Below are 24,044 nucleotides of genomic sequence, written 5' to 3' on the forward strand. Positions count from 1 at the left end.
GCCGGCCTCAGGGCCAGGCCGCGACGCGCTCGACCTCCTCGCGCCGCAGCGCCGCCTCGACGGACGCGAGCTGCTCGTCGGTGCAGCCGAGGCCGAACGCGAAGCGGACGGCGCTCGCCGTGTCCGCCCGGTAGTCGTGCCCGCTCGACGCGAACTCGCCGGGCGTCATGTCGACGGCGTTCTTCACGTCGATGGCCGCCTGGAGGAACGTGATGGGGCTCGACCACTCGGCGTGCGGCGGCACGACGGGCGGGCGGGTCGGGCCGAGCCACGCGGGGCTCCGCACGAGGAGGTCAGGGCTGAACAGCGTCACGCCGTCGTCCTCGTGGGCGAGCAGGACGTAGCGCGCCGCGTCGCGCGCCTCGGGGCTCAGGTCCGCCAGGTCCCGCGCGTCGCGGAGCACGAGGACCTCGCCAGGCCGGACGTCGCCCCGCAGCGGGTCGCGGACCTCCCGGGCCCAGCCGCTCACGTAGGGCGTGCCCAGCCAGAGGGCGCGCTCCACGTGGTGCAGCCGCAGGCCACGCGTCCCGGTGTGCAGGAACGCGTCCTGGCTGGTGTGCGCCCCGAGGCTCTCGCCGAACAGGACGACGCGCGGGCGGCGCTCGGGCGGACGGCTGCCGATGAGCTCGGCGACGGCCATCCAGACGGCGGCGTTCTGCTCGCGACCGTCGTCGACCCGGTCGAGCGACAGGATGGAGGGGCGCACCGAGTACTGGAGCGTGAGCGAGGCGCAGTCGCCGCGCGTGAGGTACTCCCACGTCGAGCTCGCCGCGTAGTTGACGTACCCCGTGCCCGTCGGTGAGCACAGCACGAGCAACGACCGGTCGAGGGCACCCGTGCGCTCCAGCTCCGTGAGGGCGAGCGAGACCCGTTCGGAGACCGTCGGTGCGCTCGTCAGACCCACGTAGACCCGGATCGGCTCGACCGCGGGCTCACCCATGACCTCGCGGATCCGTGCCGCGGGCGTCACCGAGGCGAGGTGCCGGCGTGCCTGCCTCGTCAGGGGTGCCCACCTGACGGCGCTGCCCGGCCCACCGCTGACGAGAGGCGAGGTCGGCGGGTCGACGAGCGCCGCGTCGGGTGCGGAGACCACCGTCTCGATGCGCTTGTACATGCGCGCACCGACCCCGTAGAGCGCGCCGCCGATCATGCCGGCTGACAGGAGGTGGCTCGCGACGGATCCGTGCCCGGGCGACCCGGTCACGCGGCGCACGACGACGTCGGCGCCCTGGGCGATCCGTCGCTCGACCGCGGCGAGCGCCACGGCACCGCCCGCGGTGAGCGCTCCGACGCCGAGCGAACGCGCGACGGGTGCCCCGCCGTCGAGCGGGAGCCGCCCGCCCGCCGCGCCGAGCCGTCTCACCCGCACGACCTGCCCGACGGCGGCGACGCCGGCACCCGTCGCCACGGCGACGGGGAGGGTGCGCAGCGCCACACCGACGGGACGGTCGTGGTCCGGCATCGCGTCGAGCATCCCCGGGACGAGGCCCGCGAGGGAGGCCACCCCGACCCGGTGCGCGGCCGTGCGGGTCAGCGCGCGGAGCGTCGGCTCGCCGTCGCGGTGGGGGAGCGCGGCCCGGACCGCGGCCGAGACGGCGAGGGCCGCGACGTCGACGACGAGCGTGGTGCGCGCGGTCGACCCCGTGTCCACGCGCGCACCGGTGAGCCGCAGCAGGCCGCGCGACGTGCTCAGCACGGCGTCGTGCACCACGGTCGTGAGCGCGTAGCTCATGGCTGCCGACAGGCCGGTGACGACGCCCTGGTCGACCGCCGAACGGCGGCGCAGCAGGGGCACGAGGCTCCTGGGGACGGATGCCGACGCCGCGACGATCCCGGCGCGCTGGCTCGCCGAGAGGCGCAGGTAGAGAACGTCGGGCCGCATGCGTGCCTCCGTCAGGGGTGGGTGGTGCCGGGATCGGACCCATCCTGGCGGAGCGGCCGGGCGAGGGTGGGGACCGGCGCGCGCCGCCGACGGGTCCGGGGCCGGGTCAGGTGACGGACGGCCGCGCGCACGAACGGCGCGACGGGCAGGCTCGTGCACAGGGTCAGCTGCCCGACCACGCCGAGGTCCTCGTCCAGGAACGCGAGGACCCGCTCCGGCGGGTTCGCGACGAACAGGCGGGCGAACACGCGCCTCGCCACCTCGGGCTCGTCGCGGACGACCGCGAGGAGCCACCGGTCGAGCAGCGCGAACCAGGCGCTCGGTGCGGCGACGTCGTACGGGTGGCCCCAGCGGGTGAGGGAGTCCGTGATCGCTCGGGCATGACGCTGCATGCGCTCGAACCCGTAGCCCGTGCTGGCCCTGACCATGCCCGCCCGCGCGCCGATCGGCACGACGGCCCCCCGCGGGCCCGCGGGCCGGCCGGTGCGCAGAGGGATGACGCCCTTCTCGGTGCCGACGACCGACCAGGACCCCGCGCCGACGACGGCGCTGAGGTACTCGTCCACCGCCACGGCGTGCACGGTGGGGGTGGGCGCTGGTGCGGGGACGGCCGCCGGGGGACCAGGGACGACGAACGTCGTGTGCTCGACGAGCGCGCACCGCGGCGTCTGCGGCAGCACGTACACGAAGGAGAGGCCGCCGGCCTGGTCCGTCCGGAAGTCCATCAGCGTCGGCGTGGCGGGGTCGAACACGTCGGTGTCGCACTCGACCCGGTGGCCGAGGAAGGACAGGTGCGGACCCGCGGTCACGTCGGACGTCCGGTGGCCGATGCCGACGCTGTCGAACACCCATCGGGCGCGCACCGTCCTGGGGCTGCCCGGGGAGCCGGCGAGGATCAGGCCGACGCGTGCCCCGGCGCCCTCGTCGGTGACGGACGTGACGACGCCGCGCACCAGCTCGACACCCGACGCGGACGCCGACGCGACCTGCGTGCTCACGGCACGGATCAGGCCCGGTCCACTCATCGTCCGGTAGCGGTAGCGACCGAGGGCGAGCCGGCGCGTCAGGCCGGGGGCGCGGACCAGCACGTGGTCGACACCGATGCCCGCGGCGGGGTCGAGGAGGTGCTCACCGCGTGACCAGTAGGCCCACGCACGGGCCTCGACGGGTACGGCTCCGTCGTCGACGACCAGCACGCTCCGGCCGTGCCAGGAGGCCGCCAGGTGGCACGCGAGGGACAGCCCTGCGGCGCCCGCCCCGACGATCACGGCATCGACTGCTGCCGGGACGGACGTGGCGCGGTCCGCGTCTGCGTGGTCGGGGTTCGCACGCACACCGTCATCCTCCCGCGACGTGCGCCGCGGCCACGGGTCGAAGGGCCCGCCGGTGCGGCTACGGAGCGGGCGGGAGCACGAGCGTCGTGACCGAGGACGCGCCCCGGCGACGCGCGTCCTGCGCGACCCGCTCGACGTCGCGCAGCGTGCCCTCGACGACGAGCGGCCGGCCGGGCACCTGGTCCGCCGGACCGGGGACGCCGGCGTCGTCCGCGGCGTGGGACGCGGCGCCCACCTGGTGCGACACGACCACGACCGCCCGGACCACCGGGTCGTCCGCCGCGACGACCCGGACGTCCCGCACGGCTGCGAGCCGCTCGAGCGTGCGGGCGAGGAGCCGCCGTCGCCGCTCCGTGGCCCGGAAGGTGATGACGACCAGCCCGGTCTTACCGTCGATGTCGCTCGTGGAGAGCGAGTCGAAGTTGACGCCGCGGGCGGAGAAGACCTGGGCGAGGGCCGTGACCGTCCCGGTGCGGTGCGCGCCGAGGACGTACGCGACCCATTGCGCGTCGCGCTCCGGCGCGGCGCCGGTCATCGGGCCTCGCCCCCCGCCCGTCCCGGTCGCCACGGGCTCACGACGGCGTGGATCCGTGCCACGGTCCGCGCGAGCCGCGCCTCCTCGTCGGGCGCGAGGTCGTCCAGGAGCACGCGGGTCCAGCCGTCCGGGCCCAGGACGACCGGCACCCCGAGGACGCCCCGCACCGGTGACCCGGCCAGGGTGATCTGCCCGTCGAGCGCCACCTGGCCGGCGACCACGATCTCCCGGCCGTCGAGCACCGTGTCCAGGAGGTCGACGGTCGCACTCGCGGTCGCCGCGGCCGTCTTCGCGCCGCTCTGGTGCGTGAGCCAGGGCCTGGCGACCGCGCGCAGGTCCGGCGGCCAGGAGTCGACGAGCGCGAAGGCGGCCGCCGTGTCGCTGCCCACCAGGCCGAGAAGGTGACGCTGGGCCTCCTCGATCTCCGCGCCGAAGCCGTCCAGCGTGCGCGCACCCCGCACGGTCCGCAGCGCCGCCGCACGCTCTGAGCGGTCCAGCCCGCTGATCCGGACGGTCGACCAGAGGGGCACCAGGTCCTCCCCGTGCTGGCCCGCGACGAAGCCACCGATGCGGTGCCGGCGTAGACCGAGCGACACCGCGATCTCCCTGCGGAAGCGCAGGGTGTCGAGCCACGCGCCCATCCCGACGACCCGGTGCGCGCCGAGGGCGTCGGCGAGGACGGCGACGCCCAGCTCGACGGGGTTGGAGACCACGACGACGACCTCGTGGCCCGAGCCGTGCGTGGCCAGGGCCCGCGCGTACTCGGCGAAGACCGCGTGGTTCTGGGCGGCGAGCGCGGTCCGGTCCGTCGAGGCGCCTGCCCGGGCGGGGGAGGTCAGGCCGCCGGCGAGCACGACCACGTCGGCGACGACGTCGTCCGGGCTGAGCGCGACGTCCAGGAGCGGGGCGTGCTCGTCGTACGCGTCGATGAGGTCGGCCCGCAGCCCGTGCGTCGCGTGCGCGGAGGCGCCGTCCGCGCGTCCGACGAGCTGGAGGCGTGACGACGGCGGCAGGACCCGGCGCTCGATGAGCTGCGTGCAGATCTGACGGCCCACGTCCCCGGTCGCCCCGACCACCGCCACGTCCACCCGGCAGAGCCTAGGGGCTCGCCCCTCGGGGCACGCGCGAGCGGGTGAAATCGACGGCGGCGGCGCACTCGTGCGCGATCTGTGCGGTAGGTCCCAGAGGAGGCGGGCGACGCCTTGGCACCCTGGTGTGGTCAGCCCGTCCACACAGCCCACGAGGTGACTCACCATGAACGAATCGGCGCCGGCAACCTCGGCCCGGTCCGTCGACGACGACGACCTGCCTCCCTTCTGGGACTGAGCTCACCGCTCATGGCAGGGCGCCCATCCCACGGCCCCTCCTGAACACCCGCCCGAGCACGCAGGTCGTGCACGGGCGGCCCCACGTCACCGCGCCTCGCGTGCGCGATGAGCACACCGACCGACGGTGACCCGGAGGTCCCGCCGCACCGACGCGCACCCAGGCGCAGGTACCCTGCTCCGGTGGAGGCAACGCACGGGCGCGCGGCGACGCTCGCGCGCGCGGTCGCCCTGACCGCCCCCGTGGTCACGATCGGTGTCCCCGCACACGTCCTGGGTGGCGGCGCCCGGCCGTCGGCAGCCGTCCTTGTCGTGCTCGTCGCGCTCCTGCTCGTCCCCGCGACGCTCCTCGCGCGCCACCGGCTCCGCCCCGGGCCGACGCTCGTATGGCTCGCGGCGACGCAGGGTCTGCTGCACGCGACCCTCGCGGCGGCCGCCACCGGGCCCGCTCCGTCACTCACCCGAGCTGCGGCAGCCCGCGCGTCCGACCACGCGCACGCGCACCTCGCGCCCACCCCGGGCTCGTCCTCCGCCGCCTGGGCCGGTGACCTCGTCGCCGCGGCCGAGGGTCACGCCCACCTCGGCGGCACACCCGGCCCGATGCTCCTCGCGCACGCCGCGGCCACCGTCGTCATGGCGGTGCTCCTCGCCGCGACCGACCGCGCGGCCGTCCTCGCGCGCCACTGGCTCCGCACCGTCCTGCCCCTCCTGCTCAGGGCACCCGGCGTGCCCGTCGCCCGGGGGCGTCAGGTGCTCGCGCACGCGGCACCGTCGGGCAGCCGCACCGTCCTGCTCCTGCGTGCGAGCCCGCGCCGCGGTCCTCCGGCGACCGCCGTCGCCACCCTCGCCACGTCCTGGCGCGTCGCGGCCGCCTGATCCTCGGGCGGCGCCGTACGCGCCTCGCGCCACCCGCCCCGACGGACAGCCGGGCCGTGCGTGCGCCCCGTCGCCGACCCGCCGGACCGTCCCCCTCGACGCCCGGGACGGGCTCGACGTGGTGGCCCCTCACACCCGACACCCACGCCTGCCCCCGGTCCCGCCGGTCCCCGCGCCCACCCACGGCGTCCCGGACGGCGGGCGCCGTGCGGGCCGAGGACCGGAGGACCGACCATGCCCAGCCCTGCCCCGCCTTCACCCGCCCCTGCACGGCCGACCGCATCGAGAGCTCGGCGCGCACGCCGACCGACACGACCGCGACGAAGCCCCGAGGGGTCCTGGGCGACGCGCACGCGGGCCCGGCGCACCTTGTCCGCCGTCCTCATGGTGCTGGGTGCGCTCGGCACCTCGCTGCTCACCGCAGCACCGGCGGGTGCGCACGAGGACCTCGTCTCGTCGACACCGGCCGAGGGTGAGGTCCTCGAGGCCGTCCCGGCGGTCATCGAGCTGACGTTCACGGCGGACCTCCTCGACATCTCGACGCTCGTCGTCGTGACAGGCCCCGACGGCGAGCCCGTCGAGGTGCCGAGCACGGTCGACGGCGCCGTGGTGAGCGCGCCGTTCCCCGAGGACCCGGCGGACGGCGCCTACACGGTCGCCTGGCGGGTCGTGTCGGGGGACGGCCACCCCATCCAGGGCTCCTTCGGCTTCCTGCTTGCGGTCGCGGGACCTGGAACGGCAACCGCCACCGCACCGTCCGGGGCGGCACCGGGGGCCGACTCGCCTGCGGCTGACCCGTCCGACGCACCGACATCAGCCGGGGCGACGGCACAGGCCCGGGAGGCGGACCAGTCGGGCGCGGCCGCGACCTCAGGTCGCGGTGCGCTCTTCTTTGCCATCGCGGGCGCCCTCCTCGCCGGGGCGACCGCCGCCACTCTCATCCACCGTCGCCGCGCCGCCTGAGGCGCGCGGCCCCCACCGTCAGGAGCACTCCCATGGCTCGACCGCACCGCAGCGCGACCTCCAGGACCGTCCTCACCCTCGTCGGCCTCGCCGTGACGCTCACCGCGTGCTCCGGCGGCGCCGACCCCGCTTCCTCTGCCACGACGACCGCCGAGCAGGCTGCTGTCCCGTCGGACACGGCCGCGACCGCGACCCCTCAGCCTGACGCGCCGGCACTCCTGGACGCGTGGGTCAAGGCCGCGGACTCGGGCATGACCGGCGTGTTCGGCACCCTGACCAACCCGACGGCGTCCGACGTGCGCGTCGTGGAAGGGCGCACCGAGGCCGCCGGGATGCTCGAGCTCCACGAGACGGCCGACGACGGGACGGGCAGCATGGTCATGCGCCCCAAGGAGGGCGGCTTCCTCGTCCCGGCGGGCGGCGAGCACGTGCTGGCCCCGGGCGGGGACCACATCATGCTCATGCAGCTCACCGGCCCCGTGCTGCCGGGTGACGAGGTGACGGTCGTCCTCGAGACGGACGCGGGCACCGAGCTGACGGTCACCGCGGTCGCGAGGTCGTTCTCCGGCGCTGACGAGGACTACCCGTCCGACGGCATGTCCTCGATGCCCGACGGCTCGGGGTCCGGGCACGGCATGGCGGGCGACTCGTGAAGGAGCCTCGCCTGGACCGCCGCGCGTTCCTCCACGGGGGTGCCGGTGCGGTCGCCGGGGCGGCGCTCGCGCTCGGCGGCCGTGCGGCGTGGGACGCGGGCAGCCGCCCCGGCGCTGAGCCGGCCGTCGACGACCCTGGCGCGCGTGCCGCGGGCCACGAGGACGTCGGGCGGGCCACGGTGCCCTTCTACGGCGAGCGGCAGGCGGGCGTCGCCACACCCGCGCCCGCGTTCGCCTCGTTCGTCGCCCTCGACCTGGTCGCGGGCACGGACCGGGACGCGCTCCGCCGCCTGCTGCGGATCTGGACGGACGACGCCGCACGCCTGACGGCCGGCCGGCCGGGCCTGGCGGACACCGAGCCCGAGCTCGCGCTGGTGCCCGCGTCGCTCACCGTGACGCTCGGCCTGGGCCCGGGGGTCTTCGCCGTCCCGGGCCTCGAGCCGTCGCGGCCCGAGTGGCTGGCACCGCTGCCGCCGTTCGCCGTGGACCGGCTCGAGGAGGCGTGGTCCGGCGGCGACGTCCTGCTTCAGGTCTGCGCGGACGACGAGGTGACGGTCGCGCACGCCGTCCGCGTGCTGGTCAAGGAGGCGCGTACGTTCGCGACGGTCCGCTGGGTCCAGCGGGGCTTTCGCCGGGCGGCGGGCACGACGGCGCCCGGGACCACCATGCGCAACCTCATGGGCCAGGTCGACGGCACACGCAACCTCGTGCCCGGGCAGGACGACGCCCTCGTGTGGCACGACGCCGCCGCGCCGGCGTGGCTCGCGCACGGCACCTCCGCCGTCGTGCGGCGGGTCGCGATGAACCTCGACACGTGGGACGAGGTGGACCGGCCCGCGCGGGAGGTGGTCGTCGGACGGCGCCTGGACGACGGCGCACCCCTGACGGGGTCGAGCGAGCACGACGAGCCGGACCTCGAGGCGGTCGACGCCGTCGGCCTGCCGGTGATCGACGTGGCGGCCCACATCCGGCGGGCGCGCACCGCCGACCCTCAGGAGCGGTTCCTGCGGCGCTCCTACAACATCGACGACGCCCCACCGCCCGGCGCGCTCTCGGCCTCCGGCCTGCTCTTCGTCGCGTACCAGCGCGACCCCGTCCGGCAGCTCGTCCCCGTCCAGACGCGACTCGCGGAGCTCGACCTGCTGAACACCTGGACGACGCCGGTGGGCTCGGCGGTCTTCGCCGTGCCGGGCGGCTGCCGGGAGGGGGAGTACCTGGCCCAGCGCCTCGTCGAGCCCTGAGAGCCCGTGCCAGGGCGAGGCGTGGACCGGACCCTGGCGCGCCGGGGTCACACGAACGCGGCGTGCCCCGTGATCGCCCTGCCCACGATGAGGCTGTTCATCTCCCGCGTCCCCTCGTAGGAGTAGATCGCCTCCGCGTCCGCGAAGTGCCGGGCGACGCCGTGCTCGAGGACGATCCCGTTGCCGCCGAGCACCTCGCGCGCCCACGCCACGGTCTCCCGCATGCGGGTCGTCGTGAACGCCTTCGCCATCGCCGAGTGCTCGTCCCGCTGCCGCCCCTCGTCGAGCAGCCTGGACACCTGGACGCACACGGCGATCGAGGCCGTGATGTTGCCGAGCATCGAGGCGAGCTTGTCCTGGACGAGCTGGTGCGCGGCGATCGGCTTGCCGAACTGCTCGCGCCGCAGCGCGTACGCCAAGGCGGCCTCGTAGGCGCCGATCGAGTTGCCCACGGCCTGCCAGGCGACCTCGGCACGCGTGAGCCGCAGGATCGTCGCGACGTCACGGAAGGACGAGACCCGCTGCAGGCGCAGCTCCTCGGGCACCACGACGTCGCGCAGCACGATGTCCGCGTTCTGCACGCTGCGCAGGGCCTGCTTGCCCTCGATCTTGGTGGCGCTGAAGCCGGGCGTCGTCGTCGGCACGAGGAAGCCCTTGACCTGCTCGTCAGCGGTGTCCCGCGCCCAGGTGACGACGACGTCCGCGAACGTCCCGTTGCCGATCCACCGCTTCTCGCCCGACAGGACCCAGTCCTCGCCCCGCCGGGTCGCGGTCGTGCGCAGGCCGCGCGCGGAGTCGGAGCCCGACAGGGGCTCCGTCAGGCCGAACGCGCCGATCGTCTCGCCGCTGCCCAGGCCGGGGAGCCAGCGGGCGCGCTGCTCGGGCGAGCCACCCACCCCGATCGACCCCATGACGAGCCCGCTCTGCACGCCGACGAACGTCGCCACGGAGGTGTCGACGCGCGCCATCTCGAGCGCGGCCCAGCCGCGGAAGACGGCCGAGTTCTCGAAGTGCCGCGTCTCGTCCCAGGACGGCCCGAGGACACCCAGGGCGGCGATCCCCGGCACGAGGTGGCGAGGGAACTCGGCGCGCGTCCAGTGGTCGTCTGCGACCGGACGCACCTGCGTCTCGAAGAAGTCGCGCAGCGCGAGGACGGCCTCGGTCTCACGCGCGCTGAGGTGGTCCTGGAACGAGTAGAAGTCGCTCTCGAGGGTGTGTCGCCGCATCGGTGGCTCCGTTGCTCGTACGGGACAGGGTGCCGCCACTATGCCATCGGGACGAGGAGCCACTCGATCGCCTGCGCGGCGGTCCACCCGCCGGGGTGCGCGGCCGCGAGGCGACGTGCGCCGTCGAGGTCGGCGCCGAGCGTCACGAGCGCCTCCTCCTCGTAGCCGTCGGGGCGCACCTGCCCCATGCCCACGTCGGCGCTCAGGGCGTTGCACAGGCACGCCCGGCCCTCGGTCTGCTCGACGCTGCCGCCCTTGCGCACGAAGGTGTGGACGGGCTCGGCCGGGCAGCGGTAGCCGACGGCACCGCCGTCGCGCAGATAGGGGGTGCGCAGGTAGCCGAGGTCGCACAGGCGGGGACGGTCGGCGCGGAGCCCGAGGTCGGACAGGGTGCCCGTGAGCTGTGCGACCTTGAAGGGGAACCCGGTGGGGGAGGCGTCGGCGTCCGTACGGACCTGGAGCGTGCCGGCGCGGAGCCCGTCGGTCAGCCGACGGCGCAGGTCGGGGCGCAGGCCGGACTCGGCGCTCAGAGCGAAGACGGTCCCGACCTGGACGCCCTGCGCGCCTGCCGCTCGGGCGGCCCGCAGCGCCTCCGGGGTGCCGACGGATCCCGCGACCCAGAAGGGCAGGCCCACCGCGGCGACCTTCGCCAGGTCGGCGTCGTCCCGGGGGCCGAAGACGGGCTGGCCGAGGTCGTCACGGGTCGGTCGCCCGCGGGGCGGGGCGTTGTGCCCACCTGCGCCGGGACCCTCGACGACGAACCCGTCCGGGACGGTCCGCTCGTCGCGGACGAGGTGCGCTGCCAGGGCCTCCGCGGAGACGATCGCGAGGAAGGCCGGCCGGCGCAGCGGTGGCAGGTCGTCGCCGAGGAGCCGGGCGGGGTCGAGCTCGACGTGGTGCTCGTCCCCGCCGGCGCCGTGCACCGTGACGGGCAGACGCGCGGTGCGGTGCTCGGCAAGGCCGTCGAGCAGCGCAGGGATGTCCCGGGGGATGCCTGCGCCCATGAGCACGGCGTCGACACCGGCGAGCAGCGCGCCGTAGGCCGACGCCGGGGTCGCCATCTGCACCTTCTCGAGGTAGTTGATGCCGACGACGCCGTCGTGCCCCTCCTTCGCGAGCCACACCTCCACGAAGTTGCCCAGCACCATGAGCTCCTGGACGAGGGCGTTCTGGCGCAGCCCGAGCCGGGGCACGGGCGCGTACGGGCTCCCTGCCGCGCGGCCGCCGGGCGTGAAGTACCGGGCCACGGCACGTTCGGCGACGGCGGGCACGGGGAACGCCGCGAGGGCCCGGCGCACCGAGCCGTCCGGGTCGCCGTCCTGCAGGCGTCGGGTCAGGACGAGGTCGAGTGCGGTCCCGGAGACGACACCGAGCTGGCCCTCGCGGGCAACGGCTGCGGCGAGCGTCCAGGACGACACAGCGACACCCATCCCGCCCTGGATCACCGGCGGCAGGGTCAGCGCGCGCGAGGGGCGCCTGTGCGGTGCGGTCACGTGCGTGGTCATGGTGGCCTCCCGACCCCTACGGGGCCGTAGGTTACGTAACCGTAGGTTGCGGGCTCGGCCACCAGGGGGACCTACGTCCGTTGCCGTCCGGCCTCGTGCAGGTCGTGAGGTGGGCGCCGCCGACGGCGGCGCCCCGGCCGTCGGGTCAGAGCCCCATCGCGTGGGCGCCGCCGTCGACGTGCACGACCTCGCCCGTCGTCGCCGGGAACCAGTCGGACAGCAGGGCGGCGACCGCGCGCGCCGTCGGCTCGGCGTCTGCCACGTCCCAGCCCAGCGGTGCGCGCGCGCCCCAACCGCCCTCGATGGCCTCGAACCCCGGGATGGCCTTCGCGGCGGTCGTCCGGACCGGGCCGGCGGCGACGAGGTTGACGCGGATGCCCTCGGGGCCCAGGTCACGGGCGAGGTAGCGCGAGGTCGCCTCCAGGGCGGCCTTGGCCACACCCATCCAGTCGTAGACCGGCCACGCGTACCGCGCGTCGAACGTCAGACCCACCACCGAGGACCCGCGACCCATCAACGGCTGCGCCGCGACCGCCAACGCCTTGAGCGAGTACGCCGAGACCTCCAGCGCCGTGGCCACGTCCGTCCACTCACCGGACAGGAAGTTGCCCCCCAGCACCGACTGCGGCGCGAACCCGATCGAGTGCACCACCCCGTCCAAGGCGTCCACGTGCCCACCGACCCGACCCGCCAACGCCGCCAGGTCCTCCTGCGACGTCACGTCCAGCTCCACCACCGGCGCCTCGCGCGGCAGCCGGCGCGCGATGACCTGCGTGAGCCGGAGCTGGCGGCCGAACGACGTCAGGACGACCTCGGCGCCCTGCTCCTGTGCGATCCGGGCGACGTGGAACGCGATCGAGCCCTCGGTCAGGACCCCGGTGACGAGGATCTTCTTGCCGGCGAGCAGGGGCATGGCGGGTTCCGATCGTCGGGGGTGCTGGTCGGGCGTGCATGTCGCGGCCCGCAGCCGTGCTGGCGGGCGTGACGTTCGACGCTATCCGACAAGGAGGAACCAGTGGTCGGGGGCCTCGCCACACGATCAGCGGTCGGCTTTGTCGCCTCCCGACAACTCAGCGGGTCACGTCGCGGTCGGCCGCGGGCGCCTCGCGGCGGCTCAGCGCGATGAACGGGACCGCAAGGAGCTGGATCGCCGCGCCGATCACGTACGACGGGCCGTAGCCCCACACGTCGGCGGCCCGGCCCAGTGCGGGCTGGACCACGACGCCGCCGCTGCTGCCCATGAGGGAGTCGAACGAGAGGACCGTCGCGCGCTGGCCGGACGGCACCAGGTCGTTGAGGTACGCCTGACGGATGGGGGTCACCGCCGCCTGGAGGAGCCCCCACGCGACGAGGAGGAGGAGTGCGGCCGCGAACGTCGTGACGACGCCGAGGAGCGCCAGGACGGCGCTGCCTGCGACGCCCGCGACCAGGAGCGCGGTGGTCCGCCTCGCCACGAGACGACGCACCCGGGGGGCCAGGAGGCCGCCGAGCATCTGCGAGCCGGCGATGACCGCGGCCGCGAGCCCCGCGACGCCGTACAGCCGGTCGCTGCCGTACAGCGCGAGCAGGTGGGGCTGCATCGCGTAGAACGCGTAGATCCCGACACCCGACGTGAACGGCGCGGCGAGCATGAGCCAGCGCACGGGCGGGTTCCCGAGGCCGTGGCGCAGCGAGGCCGTCAGGACGGACCGGACGGTGCGTCCCGGCGTCGTGCGCGCCTGCGGGACGAACCCGTGGTCGCGCATGAACACCGCGGCGACGACCGCCATCACGACGAGCGTGCCGACCCGGACGAGGTAGGGGAGCCCGAGCGTGCCGACCTGCGCGAGGAAGCCGCCGGCGACCGATCCCATGAGCATGGCCGCGCCGCCGACCACCTGGGCGCGGCCGAACACGGGCTCGAGGGACGCGGTCCACCCGGCGGCACGCATCGCGTCGACGAGCCACGCCTCGACCGCGCCCGAGAAGAACGTGAACCCGAGGCCGAGCAGGACCGAGACGAGCGCCCACGCCCAGAAGGGCGACGACCAGGCCCACAGGAGGTAGTAGAGGTAGGTCGTGACCGCGAGGACGGCTGTGCCCAGCAGGTACGAGGCGCGGCGTCCCCACGTGTCGGCGACGACACCCGTGGGGACCTCGAAGAGCACCATGCCGGCCGTGAAGAACGCGTTCGCCGCGAACGCCTCGAGGTTGGTCAGCCCGGCGTCGAGCAGGAACAGGGTGTTGACGCCCCAGATGAACGACGCGGCCAGCGTGTTGCCCAGCACCAGCACGAGGTAGGTGCGCTGGACGCGCCTCGCCAGTGGGCTCATCGTCGGAGCGTATCGAGGCGCTCCGACACCGGGTCAGGGGGCTGCTGCGACGGCGAGCGCGTGGATCGCCGCCCGGTCGACCTTGCCCGTGCCGTTGCGGGGCAGCTCGGCCACCGTGACGACGACCGTCGGCAGCTTGTAACGGGCGATGGACCGCGCGGCGAAGGCGCGGACGTCCTCGATGTCGACGGCGGCGCCGTCTGCCCGTTCGAGCACGGCGGCGACCGTCTCCCCCCACTCCGGGTGGGGGACGCCGACGACGGCGACCTCGGTCACGCCCGGCATGCCGCAGAGCGCGCGCTCGACCTCGGCGGGGTACACGTTCTCGCCGCCGGTGTTGATCATGTGCTTGCGGCGGCCGACGATCGTGAGGAGCCCCTCGTCGTCGAGCTCGGCCAGGTCGCCCGTGCGCAGCCAGCGCACGCCGTCCCGCACGTCGAACGACTCGCGCGTGCAGTCCTCGTCGGCCCAGTACCCGGGCGTCACGTTGGGCCCGCTCACGAGGATCTCGGCGGGCCGGCCGGGCTCGTGCACCTCCGCGCCCGTGCCGGGCTCCACGAGGCGGATCCGGGTGTGCGGCAGCGGCAGGCCGACGGACCCCGCCTTGTCCAGCGTCCGGTGCGCCGGTAGCCACGTCGCGGCGGGTGCGGTCTCCGTCATGCCCCACGACTGCTGCAGCAGCATCCCGCGCTCGGCGTAGAGGTGGATCAGTGCGGGCGGGACCGGTGCGCCCGCGACGATCGCCGCGCGGACTCCGGACAGGTCGGCCGTCGCGAAGCCCGCGCACCGGCCGACCGCGGCGAACATCGCCGGGACGCCGAACACGCACGTGACGCCGCCGAGCAGGTCCTCGAGGGTCTGCGCGGCGTCGAACGTGCGACGCACGACGACAGTCCCGCCGCGCACGAGCGTGCGCAGGGTGAACGCGTTGAGGCCACCGATGTGGAACAGGGGCGCGACGGCGAGCGTCACGTCGTCGGGGCGCGTGTCGAAGACCTCGTCGACGTCCGTCGCGCTCCACCAGAGGTTCCCGTGCGTGAGCATCACGCCCTTGGGACGACCCGTCGTCCCGGACGTGTACATGAGCAGGGCCAGGTCGTCGAACTCCCGGGGGACGCGCGGCGGCACCGGGCGATCGGGCGTCCGGGCTGCCGCGTGGGCTGCGGACGAGGGGCAGCCCAACCAGCGCCCGACGGGGACGTGGTCGCGCAGGGATGCGCACAGCTCGGTGAGGTCGGGCTCGACGACGGCGACGCGGGCGTCGCAGTGCTGGAGCACCTGGCGCGCCTCGGGTACGGCCAGCCGGAAGTTCAGGGGCACGAAGACGGCGCCGAGGTGCGCCGAGGCGAGGAGGGTGATCAGGAGGTCCGGGCTGTTGCGGCCCAGGTACGCGACGCGGTCGCCGACGCCCACCCCGGCGGCTGCGAGCTCGACGGCGAGGTGCTCGACGCAGGCCTGGACCTCCGCGGCGGTCATGGGCCCCGCGTCGCCCGTGAGCGAGACCGTGTGCGGCGCACGACGCGCGACATGGGCGAACGCCGTGGCCGGGCTGATGTCGACCGGGCTCATGGTCTCCTCGTCGTGGACCTTCGTGCGTGGGCGTCACACCCGTGCGCCCACCCGTGCGTGACGCACAGGTGGGCGGTGGCGGACCGTGCGGACGTGCTGGAGCTGGTTCACCGGGATGCGCGGCGGGCCTGGGATCCCACCGCGCACCCCGGTGCTCGGGGGCGGGTCGGTCAGGCGCGACCCGCCGTTGCGGGGGCGGGCGCCGCGGCAGCCACGGCGGCTGCGCGGGCGGCCTGCACCCGGGTGAAGACGAGCGTCAGGACGAGGCCGACACCTGCGAGCACGATCGCGATGACGAACGGCTGCGTGTAGTCGCCCTCCTTGCCCATGCTCGCGGCGATCCGCGGTGCGAAGAACGCGGCCACGGAGTACGCGGTGAAGACGATGCCGTAGTTGATGCCCTGGAACCTGGGACCGAAGTTCTTCATCGTCAGGGCCGGGAAGATACCCATGACACCGCCGAAGCACAGGCCCAGGCCGATGATGCCCACCGCGAACCCGACGGTCGAGGACATCGTGACGAGCACGAGCATCGACAGGCCGACGACGCCGTAGATCATCATCAGGGCGTTGGTGTAGCCGAGGCGGTCGGAGACCGCACCCCAGACGATGCGACCGAGCGCGTTGCAGGCCGAGTAGATCGACACGAACACGGCGGCGGTCGCTGCGGACAGGCCGAACATCGCGCTCTGGGCGATGCCGGAGGCCTGCGAGGCGATCATGAGGCCGGAGAACGCGCCCACGCCCATCATCACGAAGATGAAGTAGAACGCGGGGGTCTTGACCATCCCGCTCCAGGGGACGTTGACCATCGCACCTGCGCCCTGCGGCGGCGTCCACCCGGCGGGCACGAACCCGACCGGGGCGACGCGCAGGAACAGCGACGCGACGACGACGACGACGGCGTAGACGGCACCCATCGCGAGGAACGCGGTCGAGACGCTCGCGCTCTTGATGATCGCCTGGGCGACCGGGGCTGCGATCACGGACGCGGCACCCATGCCGCCGGTGATCAGGCCTGCGGCCATGCCGCGCTTGTCGGGGAAGAGCTTGAGCGTGTTGTTCAGGCAGCCCGAGTACGCGAGCCCCTGGCCGAGCCCGGCGAGCAGGCCGTAGGACAGGTAGAGCATCGTCGTGGTCGTGGCGATGCCGGTCAGCATGAAGCCGGCCGCGAACATCAGGCCACCGACGAGGATCGAGATCCGGGCGCCGCCGCGGTCGACGATCCAGCCGCCGAGGATCATCGGGATGGGGCCGATCGCCGCGTTGATGGTGAACGCCATCATCACCTCGGGCATCGTCCAGCCGCGCAGGCCGCTGAGCGGGCCGGCGAAGACCGAGAACGAGTAGATCGCCCCGGTGCACATGAGGATCGCGACGGATCCCCAGAGCACGGCCCACCTGTTCAGCGTGGGTGCGGGAGTCGTGGACATGGTCAGGCCTTTCCTACGGGCGCGGGCGTCGTTGCCGGCCGCGCGGAGGTGATCAGGGAGGCGAGCTCGCCCCAGGTCTCACGGAAGATGCCCGCGGGCATCTGCGCGAGGTCGGGGGAGATGGCGGGCGTGAAGTCCATCTGGTCGAGGACGTCACGCTGGAGGTCGATGCCCGGGGCGATCTCGACCAGCGTCATGCGGCCGTCACGGAGCTCGAACACCGCGCGCTCGGTCACGTACAGGACGGTCTGGTCGCGCTCCGCGGAGAACGGCCCGCTGAAGGTGATCTGCTGCACGCGCTCGAGGAACTTGCGCGCCTTGCCCTCGGACGTGATCCGCACGGTCTCGTCGGCGATCTCGACCTCGAGGCCGCCCGCGGTGAACGTCCCCGCGAAGATGAGCTTCTTCGCGGACTGGCAGATGTTGATGAACCCGCCGCACCCGGCGACGCGGCTGCCGAACTTCGAGACGTTGACGTTCCCGTCCGCGTCGGTCTGCGCGAGGCCGAGCACGGCGACGTCGAGCCCGCCGCCGTCGTAGAAGTCGAACTGGGCGTGCATGTCCATCAGGGCCTCGGGGTTGTAGGCGTGCCCGAAGTCCTTCAGGCCCGCCGGGACCCCGCCGATGGCGCCCGCCTCGGTGGTCAGCATGATCTGGTCGCTGAGGCCCTCCTCGGCGACGACGGTGCCGACGTCGGCGGGGATGCCCACGCCGAGGTTGAGGACCGTGTGCGGGGAGAGCTCCATCGCGCAGCGCCGCGCGATGACCTTGCGTTCGCTGAGGCCGATCGGCGTGACTCCCGAGAGCGGGACGCGGAGCTGCCCGGAGAACGACGGGTTGTAGTGGGTGTTCTCGGTCTGGAAGTGGTTCTCGGGCTCGGAGACGACGAGGTAGTCGACGAGGATGCCGGGCACCTTGACGTCGTTGGGGTCCAGCGAGCCCGCGGCCGCGACGGACTCGACCTGCGCGATGACGATGCCGCCGCTGTTGTGCGCGGCCTGCGCGATGGGCAGGACCTCCATCTTGAGACCCTCGTGGGTGAGGGTCAGGTTGCCGTTCTCGTCCGCGACGGTGCCGCGGATGAGGGCCACCTGGATGGGGAACGAGGGGTAGAAGAGCCACTCCTGGCCGGCGAGCTCGATGACGTGGACGATGTCGTCGATGCTCGAGGGCGACATGCGCGCGCCCTCGACCCGCGGGTCGACGAACGTGCCGAGGCCGACCTTCGTGATGACGCCGGGGCGCTTCGCCGCGATCTCCCGGTACATCTGCGTGATGACGCCCTGGGGGAGGTTGTAGGCCTCGCACTTGTCCGCCTCGATGAGCTTGGCGAGGGCGGGTGAGGCGATCGCGATCCCGCCGATCCACCGCTTGATGAGTCCCTCGTGGCCCCAGTGGCTCATGCCCTTGTCGCGGCGGTTGCCGACGGCGCTGGCGTGCATGACGGTGAGGTCGTGCGGACCGGCGCCGTCGAGGAAGCGGCGCTCGACAGCGGCGAGGGTCTCCTCGTTGACGCACGCGAGGCCGAAGCCGCTGAGCGCGACGGTGTCCCCGTCGTTGATGAGTTCGGCGGCCTGGGCGGCCGTGATGACGTGTGCCACGCTCACTGCTCCTTCGTCGGAGTTCCGAGCCCGGGCTCGGCAGGTTCGGTACGGCTACCGGAGCCCCGGACCGCATCCGGCCTGCGTCCTTGCCAGGCCTCGTCACGCGGTCCTCGGTCCGTCTTGTGCATCGCTTCACAAGTTTGCGGACGAATCCCGTCTGTATTCAGGACCATCGTCCTGCGCCTGGCACGAGTGCGTCCCCCGACCATGGATCAGGCGCCGCGACGACGCGCCGCAGGGCCTCCCGACGACGGGAGCGGCCCCTCCCCATCGAAAGGTGCACGACCATGGACTTCGGTCTGACGGACGAGCAGCAGCTGCTGCTCGAGAGCCTCGACGAGCTGCTCGAGCGGGAGTGCCCGGAGTCCTACATCGCGGAGCTGGACCTCAACCACCAGCCGCCCACGACCTTCCGCCGCGCGATGAACGACGCCGGCTTCGGCTCGCTCGGCTTCCCCGAGGAGTACGGCGGCACGCCCAGCGACGCCCTCACCCTCGTGATGCTCGCCGAGCGTGTGGCGCGCCAGGGCCTCAACAACGGCTACGGCCTCGAGCTCCTCCAGGCCATGGACATCCTCGAGTTCGGGTCCGAGGAGCAGAAGACCGAGATCCTCGGCCTCCTCGCGAACGGCGACGTGCCCTTCGCGCTCGGCTTCACGGAGCCCGGCGCGGGCTCGGACAACTCGGCGATGGCGACGACGGCCGTCCACCACGACGGCATGGTCACCTTCAACGGGACCAAGACCCTCATCACCAACGCGCTCCAGTCGCGCTACCTGCTCCTCATGGCCAAGGACCCCCAGGTCGAGGACCCGCGCAAGTCGATCTCGATGTACCTCGTGCCGATGGACGCGCCGGGCGTCACGACCAACCGCCTCGACAAGATCGTGTGGCACATCTCCGACTCGTGCGAGATCTTCCTCGACGACGTGACGCTGCCCGAGAGCTCGCTCGTCGGCGTCAAGGGCAACGGGTTCAAGCAGCTCATGCGCAACTTCGAGCTCGAGCGCCTCGTGATCGCCGCGAACTGCCTCGGCCTCGCCCAGTGCGCGTTCGACGACGCCGCGACGTACGCCGCGCAGCGCGTCCAGTTCGGCAAGCCGATCGGCTCGTTCCAGCTCATCCAGCTCAAGCTGACCGACATGGCGATCAAGCTCGAGAACATCCGCAACTTCGTCTACAAGACGGCGTGGATGGTCGACCAGGAGCTCCCGCTCAAGAGCCAGGGCGCGCTGTGCAAGCGCTACTCGGCGATGGCGGCCTTCGAGGTCGCGGACGAGGCCATGCAGATCTTCGGCGGCGTCGGCGTGACCGTCGGCACCCGCGTCTCGCGCCTGTGGCGTGACCTGCGCGGCCACCGCTTCGGTGGCGGCACCGACGAGATCATGGTGCACATCGCCGGGCGGCAGATCGTCAAGGACCACAGCTGAGGCCGCGCACCGCGCCGACCCAGCACACCCCCAGCGAAGGAGCAGCTCGATGAAGATCGTCGTCGCCTACAAGTGGGCGCCCAACCCGCAGGACGCCGAGGTGGCCCCGGACGGGTCCGTGGACTGGAGCCGTGCCAAGGGCGCGGTCAGCGAGTACGACCCGGTCGCGTTCGAGGCGGCCCGCCAGCTCGCCGACGCGACCGGCGGGGAGGTCGTCGGCCTGACCGTCGGCGCCGCGTCGGTCGACAGCCCGCTCGCCCGCAAGGCGGCCCTGTCCCGCGGCCTCGACCGGCTCGTCGTCGTCGCCGACGACAGGCTCGCCGACGCGGACGGCACCCGCCTCGCGGCGGTGCTCGCCGCCGCCGTGCGCTCGATCGGTGACGTCGACCTCGTCCTCGCGGGCGACTCCTCGGTGGACGTCGCCGAGGGACAGGTGCCCATGACGCTGGCCGGCCAGCTCGGCTGGCTCGGCATGGCAGCCGTCTCGGGCGTGACGCCGTCCGCCGACGGCGTGGTCGTCGAGCGCGACCTGCCCGGCGGCATCACGACCCTCGCCCTGACGGGTCCGGCCGTGCTGGCCGTCACCACCGATGCCGTGGTCCCGCGGGTGCCCGGCATGAAGGACATCCTCGGGGCGGCCAAGAAGCCCGTCGAGGTCGTCCCGCTCGACGCCCTCGAGGTGCCCGACGTGGTTGCGGCCACGACGCTCTCCGGGTCGCGACCGGAGACCGGCAACCGACGCGGCGTGATCATCGACGGCGCCGACGCGTCGTCGGCTGCGGCGGAGCTCGTCGCCGCGCTGCGCACCGCGCGGGCCCTGTAGTCCACGACGTCCGGAAGAAGAGAGAAGCATCATGAACGTTTCGACCCAGACGTGGATCGTCGTGGCGGACGACCCGGCCGTGAGCGGCCTGGTCACGACCGCCCGAGGGCTCGGCGGTGCGGTGTCGGCAGTCGTCGTCGGCCGCAAGTCGGTCGCCGACTCGGTCGCACGAGCGGGCGTGGACGAGGTCCTGTGGCTCGGTGAGCCGGGGGACGGCGCACCGGTCGAGGCCTACGCGGGTGAGGTCGCACGTGTCCTCGCCGAGGCCGGGGCCGCACCCCTCGCGGTCGTGGGTGCCACGACGCCGGCGGGCCGGGCGCTCCTCGGTGCGGTCGCCGCCCGGTTCCAGGTGCCGGTGCTCGCGGGCCTGCGCGGCGCGACGCTCGAGGGCGACGCGGTCGTCGTCGAGCGCTCTGTGCTCGGCGGGATCGCGGAGCGCCGCGTGCAGGTCGTCGGAGGCCCGAGCGTCCTCGCCGTCGCCGCCGGCGGCGTCACCGACGAGGGGACCGCTGCGGCCGTGCGCGAGGTGCCGGCGCAGCCGCTCGGGGCGGCCCGCGTCACGGACGTGCGCGTCAAGGAGCAGACCGGCGTCGACCTCGGCGCGGCGCGCGCGGTCGTGGCCGTCGGCCGTGGGCTCAAGGCCCAGGCCGACCTCGACCTCATCACGGACCTCGCCGCCGCGGCCGGCGCCGAGCTCGCGTGCTCGCGCCCGCTGGCCGAGGGCGTCGACTGGGTAGCCAAGGAGCGCTACATCGGCATCTCGGGCCAGCACATCGCCCCGGAGCTGTACGTGGCGGTCGGAATCTCGGGCCAGCTCCAGCACATGGTGGGCGTCCGGGACGCGAAGGTCGTCGTCGCGATCAACTCCGACAAGGCCGCGCCCGTCTTCGCGCAGTGCGACTACGGCATCGTCGGTGACCTCTACGAGGTCGTCCCGGCGCTGGCAGCCGCGCTGCGGGCCGGATCGTGACCGCGTCGACGCAGGACGCGGGCGAGCCGGAGGTCGACTTCGACGTCGTCGTGGTCGGCTCCGGCCCGGCCGGCTCCGTCGCGGCCTACCGCCTCGCGCAGGCGGGGCTCTCGGTCGTCCTCATCGAACGTGGTGAAGCACCGGGCTCGAAGAACCTCTCCGGCGGCGTGCTCTACGGCCGCGTCCTCGACGAGGTGTTCCCGGGCTTCGCGGACGAGGCGCCCGTGGAGCGCCGCATCACGCGCCACGTGACGACGTTCCTCACCCCCGACTCGTCCGTCGGCATCGACTACGCCGGCCGTGCGCTGGCCGAGCCGGTCAACGCGGTGACGGTCCTGCGGGCGCGGTTCGACCCCTGGCTCGCGGGCAAGGCGGAGGAGGCAGGCGTCTTCCTCATGCCGGGTGTCCGGGTGGACAGCCTGCTGACCGAGACGGGGCCCGACGGCGCCACCCGGGTCGTGGGCGTGCAGGCGGGCGACGACCAGCTCCGCGCACGCGTCGTGGTGGCCGCGGACGGCGTGAACTCGTTCCTCGCCCGGTCCATCGGCCTGCGGCGCAAGGAGCCCACCAACCACATGGCCGTCGGCGTCAAGGCCGTCGTGAAGCTGCCGCGCGGTGTCATCGAGGACCGCTTCGGCGTGACCGGTGACGAGGGGGCCGCCCACGCGATCGTCGGCGACTGCACGCTGGGCATCGGTGGCGGCGGGTTCCTCTACACCAACACCGAGTCCCTCTCCCTGGGCGTCGTGCTGCGGCTCGACGACCTGGTGCGCTCGGGACGGACCGCGATCGAGGTCTTCGAGCACTACTCGCAGCACCCCGGGCTCGCGCACTACCTGCGCGACGGGGAGATCGTCGAGTACGGCTCGCACCTCGTCGCCGAGGGTGGTCTGGCCATGGTCGGCGAGGTCGCCACGGGCGGGCTCGTCGTCGTCGGCGAGGCGGCCGGGCTCACCATCAACTCGGGCCTCACCGTGCGGGGCATGGACCTGGCCATCGGCTCGGCGATCGCGGCGTCCGACGCCGTGGCCGAGGCGGTCGCCGCGGGCGACGTGTCGGCTGCGGGGCTCGCGGGCTACCGCCGGCGCCTCGACGCGAGCTTCGTCATGCAGGACATGCGCACCTACGCGAAGGCACCGGCGTTCCTCGAGCGCACCGGCATGTACGGCGCGTACGGGGAGCTCGCGGCGAGCATCTTCGAGGGCGTGTTCACGCTGGACGGGACCCCGCGCAAGCACCTCACGAAGGTCGCGTGGGAGGCGTTCCGGCGCTCGCCGGTGCGGGCACGACAGCTGGTCAGTGACGGATGGGCGGGGGTGAAGGCGCTGTGAAGACCACGACGGTTCCCGAGCGGCTGGCGGCGAACAGGTTCGAGATCGACGAGGACGAGTCGCACATCGAGGTCGACCAGGAGCTGTGCCGCACGACGGGCACGGGCAAGGCGATCATCGCCGTGTGCCCGGCCGGCGTGTACAGCGAGCAGGACGGCGAGATCCTCGTCGACTACGCGGCGTGCCTCGAGTGCGGCACGTGCCTCGCGGTCGCGGCGCCCGGTGCCCTGAAGTGGCGCTACCCGCGCGGCGGGTTCGGCGTCAGCTTCCGGGAAGGCTGAGGGGTACCGCACCGGCGGCCCGGAGCTGGGCGTCGACCATCTGGTCGATGTACTCGGGCAGGTTGGTGCGGACCCGGTCGAGCAGGTGGGGCGGCGTCACGAGGATGTGCATGAGCACCGAGCCCTCGATGGCGTCGAGGATCTGGACGGGTGACGTGCCGGGCGGCAGCTCGCCCTGGGCGACAGCCTCCTCGACGCGCCGCCGCTCCTCGATCACGAAGTCGGTGATCGCCTCCCGGCGGATGTCCGTGAAGACCTCGGGGTGCGCACGCGCCTCGACGTACAGACGGAGCATCGCGAGGCCCGTCGTCGCGAGGTAGAGCTCGGCCCGGCTCGTCGCGTGGGCCACGAGGTAGTCGCGCAGGGTGATCGGGCCGGCATCGGCCGGGGTCGGCTCGACGGCGGGCGCGTGGTCCGGCGCGGCGGGTGCGGAGGCCGGTGCGGCGCCGTCCGCCGGGGACGCACCGCCGTCGGTGACCGTGCCCGCACGGGCCACCGCCTGCTGCGTGTGCCGCAGCGCGGCCGCGAGCAGCGTCTCCTTGTCCTTCCACCGCAGGTAGATGGACGACTTGCCGACGTGCGCGCGCGCGGCGACCTCGTCGATCGTCAGACCCGCCCAGCCCTTCTCGCCGAACACCTCGGTCGTGGCCCGCAGGGCGCGCTCCTCGAGCATCGGGTCCCGGGGGCGCCCCCGCCCGCGGGGCGCGTCGCCGTCCGCCTCCTCGTCGAGAGGTGCAGGGCTCCTGGTCAC

21 protein-coding genes are annotated in these 24,044 nt (G+C 73.9%); 9 read left to right on the forward strand and 12 right to left on the reverse strand.

The features are described from left to right. Positions 1–7: 7 nt before the first annotated feature. Genes FZ988_RS15625 through FZ988_RS15640 form a run of 4 tightly spaced genes read right to left on the reverse strand, consistent with a single transcriptional unit; the run spans position 8 to position 4,839 of the window. Positions 8–1,882, reverse strand: coding sequence for an alpha/beta-hydrolase family protein (locus FZ988_RS15625; RefSeq protein ID WP_149204964.1), 1,875 nt, complete (start codon positions 1,880–1,882; stop codon positions 8–10). 11 nt (positions 1,883–1,893) lie between these two features. Next, on the reverse strand, positions 1,894–3,216 hold the full coding sequence (locus FZ988_RS15630) for a lycopene cyclase family protein (protein WP_149204965.1): 1,323 nt from the start codon (positions 3,214–3,216) through the stop codon (positions 1,894–1,896). Between the two features lie 58 nt (positions 3,217–3,274). After that, a complete protein-coding gene (locus FZ988_RS15635) occupies positions 3,275–3,751 on the reverse strand; it encodes an ACT domain-containing protein (protein ID WP_149204966.1) in 477 nt (158 codons plus the stop codon). Continuing rightward, positions 3,748–4,839: a lactate/malate family dehydrogenase gene (locus FZ988_RS15640; protein ID WP_149204967.1), complete on the reverse strand. Its 1,092-nt coding sequence runs from the start codon at positions 4,837–4,839 to the stop codon at positions 3,748–3,750. Before FZ988_RS15640 ends, FZ988_RS15635 begins: the two co-directional genes overlap by 4 nt. Positions 4,840–5,259: 420 nt before the next feature. On the opposite strand from FZ988_RS15640, the gene FZ988_RS15645 reads away from it, so the two are divergent. From FZ988_RS15645 to FZ988_RS15660, 4 genes are all read left to right on the forward strand, one after another. Next, entirely contained in the window at positions 5,260–5,952 is a 693-nt protein-coding gene (locus FZ988_RS15645; RefSeq protein ID WP_149204968.1) for a hypothetical protein, read from the forward strand. Positions 5,953–6,321: 369 nt separating this feature from the next. Beyond that, a complete protein-coding gene (locus FZ988_RS15650; protein WP_188079135.1) occupies positions 6,322–6,915 on the forward strand; it encodes a copper resistance CopC family protein in 594 nt (197 codons plus the stop codon). Between the two features lie 32 nt (positions 6,916–6,947). Continuing rightward, positions 6,948–7,568 (forward strand): copper chaperone PCu(A)C, encoded by a 621-nt coding sequence (locus FZ988_RS15655; RefSeq protein WP_149204970.1) that lies wholly within the window; start codon positions 6,948–6,950, stop codon positions 7,566–7,568. Then, the gene (locus tag FZ988_RS15660) at positions 7,565–8,809 is read left to right on the forward strand and encodes a Dyp-type peroxidase (protein ID WP_149204971.1); all 1,245 of its coding nucleotides are present in this window, start codon (positions 7,565–7,567) and stop codon (positions 8,807–8,809) included. The genes FZ988_RS15655 and FZ988_RS15660 overlap by 4 nt, the downstream gene beginning before the upstream one ends. Positions 8,810–8,856: 47 nt before the next feature. Here FZ988_RS15660 and FZ988_RS15665 read toward each other — a convergent pair whose 3' ends face one another. The 7 genes from FZ988_RS15665 to FZ988_RS15695 all read right to left on the reverse strand — a co-directional run bounded on the left by FZ988_RS15665 (position 8,857) and on the right by FZ988_RS15695 (position 18,455). Next, positions 8,857–10,035, reverse strand: coding sequence for an acyl-CoA dehydrogenase family protein (locus tag FZ988_RS15665; RefSeq protein ID WP_149204972.1), 1,179 nt, complete (start codon positions 10,033–10,035; stop codon positions 8,857–8,859). 38 nt (positions 10,036–10,073) lie between these two features. Beyond that, a complete protein-coding gene (locus FZ988_RS15670; protein WP_149204973.1) occupies positions 10,074–11,540 on the reverse strand; it encodes a nitronate monooxygenase in 1,467 nt (488 codons plus the stop codon). A gap of 145 nt (positions 11,541–11,685) precedes the next feature. After that, positions 11,686–12,453 carry an enoyl-ACP reductase FabI gene (gene fabI, locus FZ988_RS15675; protein WP_149204974.1) on the reverse strand — a complete coding sequence of 256 codons (768 nt, stop codon included), beginning with the start codon at positions 12,451–12,453 and terminating at the stop codon, positions 11,686–11,688. A 157-nt stretch (positions 12,454–12,610) separates the two neighbouring features. Next, positions 12,611–13,852: an MFS transporter gene (locus FZ988_RS15680; RefSeq protein WP_149204975.1), complete on the reverse strand. Its 1,242-nt coding sequence runs from the start codon at positions 13,850–13,852 to the stop codon at positions 12,611–12,613. 33 nt (positions 13,853–13,885) lie between these two features. Continuing rightward, the gene (locus FZ988_RS15685; protein WP_149204976.1) at positions 13,886–15,421 is read right to left on the reverse strand and encodes an AMP-binding protein; all 1,536 of its coding nucleotides are present in this window, start codon (positions 15,419–15,421) and stop codon (positions 13,886–13,888) included. A gap of 170 nt (positions 15,422–15,591) precedes the next feature. Further along, positions 15,592–16,854 (reverse strand): L-lactate MFS transporter, encoded by a 1,263-nt coding sequence (locus FZ988_RS15690; protein WP_149204977.1) that lies wholly within the window; start codon positions 16,852–16,854, stop codon positions 15,592–15,594. A 2-nt stretch (positions 16,855–16,856) separates the two neighbouring features. After that, complete coding sequence (locus tag FZ988_RS15695; RefSeq protein WP_149204978.1) at positions 16,857–18,455, reverse strand: acyl CoA:acetate/3-ketoacid CoA transferase; 1,599 nt, start codon at positions 18,453–18,455, stop codon at positions 16,857–16,859. Positions 18,456–18,745: 290 nt separating this feature from the next. On the opposite strand from FZ988_RS15695, the gene FZ988_RS15700 reads away from it, so the two are divergent. From FZ988_RS15700 to FZ988_RS15720, 5 genes are read left to right on the forward strand one after another with little or no spacing between them, the layout of a single operon-like run. Then, a complete protein-coding gene (locus FZ988_RS15700; RefSeq protein WP_149204979.1) occupies positions 18,746–19,888 on the forward strand; it encodes an acyl-CoA dehydrogenase family protein in 1,143 nt (380 codons plus the stop codon). Between the two features lie 49 nt (positions 19,889–19,937). Further along, positions 19,938–20,711, forward strand: coding sequence for an electron transfer flavoprotein subunit beta/FixA family protein (locus FZ988_RS15705; protein WP_149204980.1), 774 nt, complete (start codon positions 19,938–19,940; stop codon positions 20,709–20,711). Positions 20,712–20,742: 31 nt separating this feature from the next. Further along, entirely contained in the window at positions 20,743–21,681 is a 939-nt protein-coding gene (locus tag FZ988_RS15710) for an electron transfer flavoprotein subunit alpha/FixB family protein (RefSeq protein ID WP_149204981.1), read from the forward strand. After that, positions 21,678–23,012 (forward strand): FAD-dependent oxidoreductase, encoded by a 1,335-nt coding sequence (locus tag FZ988_RS19050; protein ID WP_149204982.1) that lies wholly within the window; start codon positions 21,678–21,680, stop codon positions 23,010–23,012. Before FZ988_RS15710 ends, FZ988_RS19050 begins: the two co-directional genes overlap by 4 nt. After that, a complete protein-coding gene (locus FZ988_RS15720) occupies positions 23,009–23,293 on the forward strand; it encodes a ferredoxin family protein (RefSeq protein ID WP_223145162.1) in 285 nt (94 codons plus the stop codon). Before FZ988_RS19050 ends, FZ988_RS15720 begins: the two co-directional genes overlap by 4 nt. On the opposite strand, the gene FZ988_RS15725 is transcribed toward FZ988_RS15720, so the two are convergent. After that, positions 23,274–24,044 (reverse strand): TetR/AcrR family transcriptional regulator, encoded by a 771-nt coding sequence (locus tag FZ988_RS15725; RefSeq protein WP_149204984.1) that lies wholly within the window; start codon positions 24,042–24,044, stop codon positions 23,274–23,276. The two genes, FZ988_RS15720 and FZ988_RS15725, sit on opposite strands and share 20 nt — an antisense overlap.

It is taken from the genome of Actinotalea subterranea, from assembly GCF_008364845.1.
In the GTDB taxonomy this organism is placed as follows: Bacteria; Actinomycetota; Actinomycetes; order Actinomycetales; family Cellulomonadaceae; genus Actinotalea; species Actinotalea subterranea.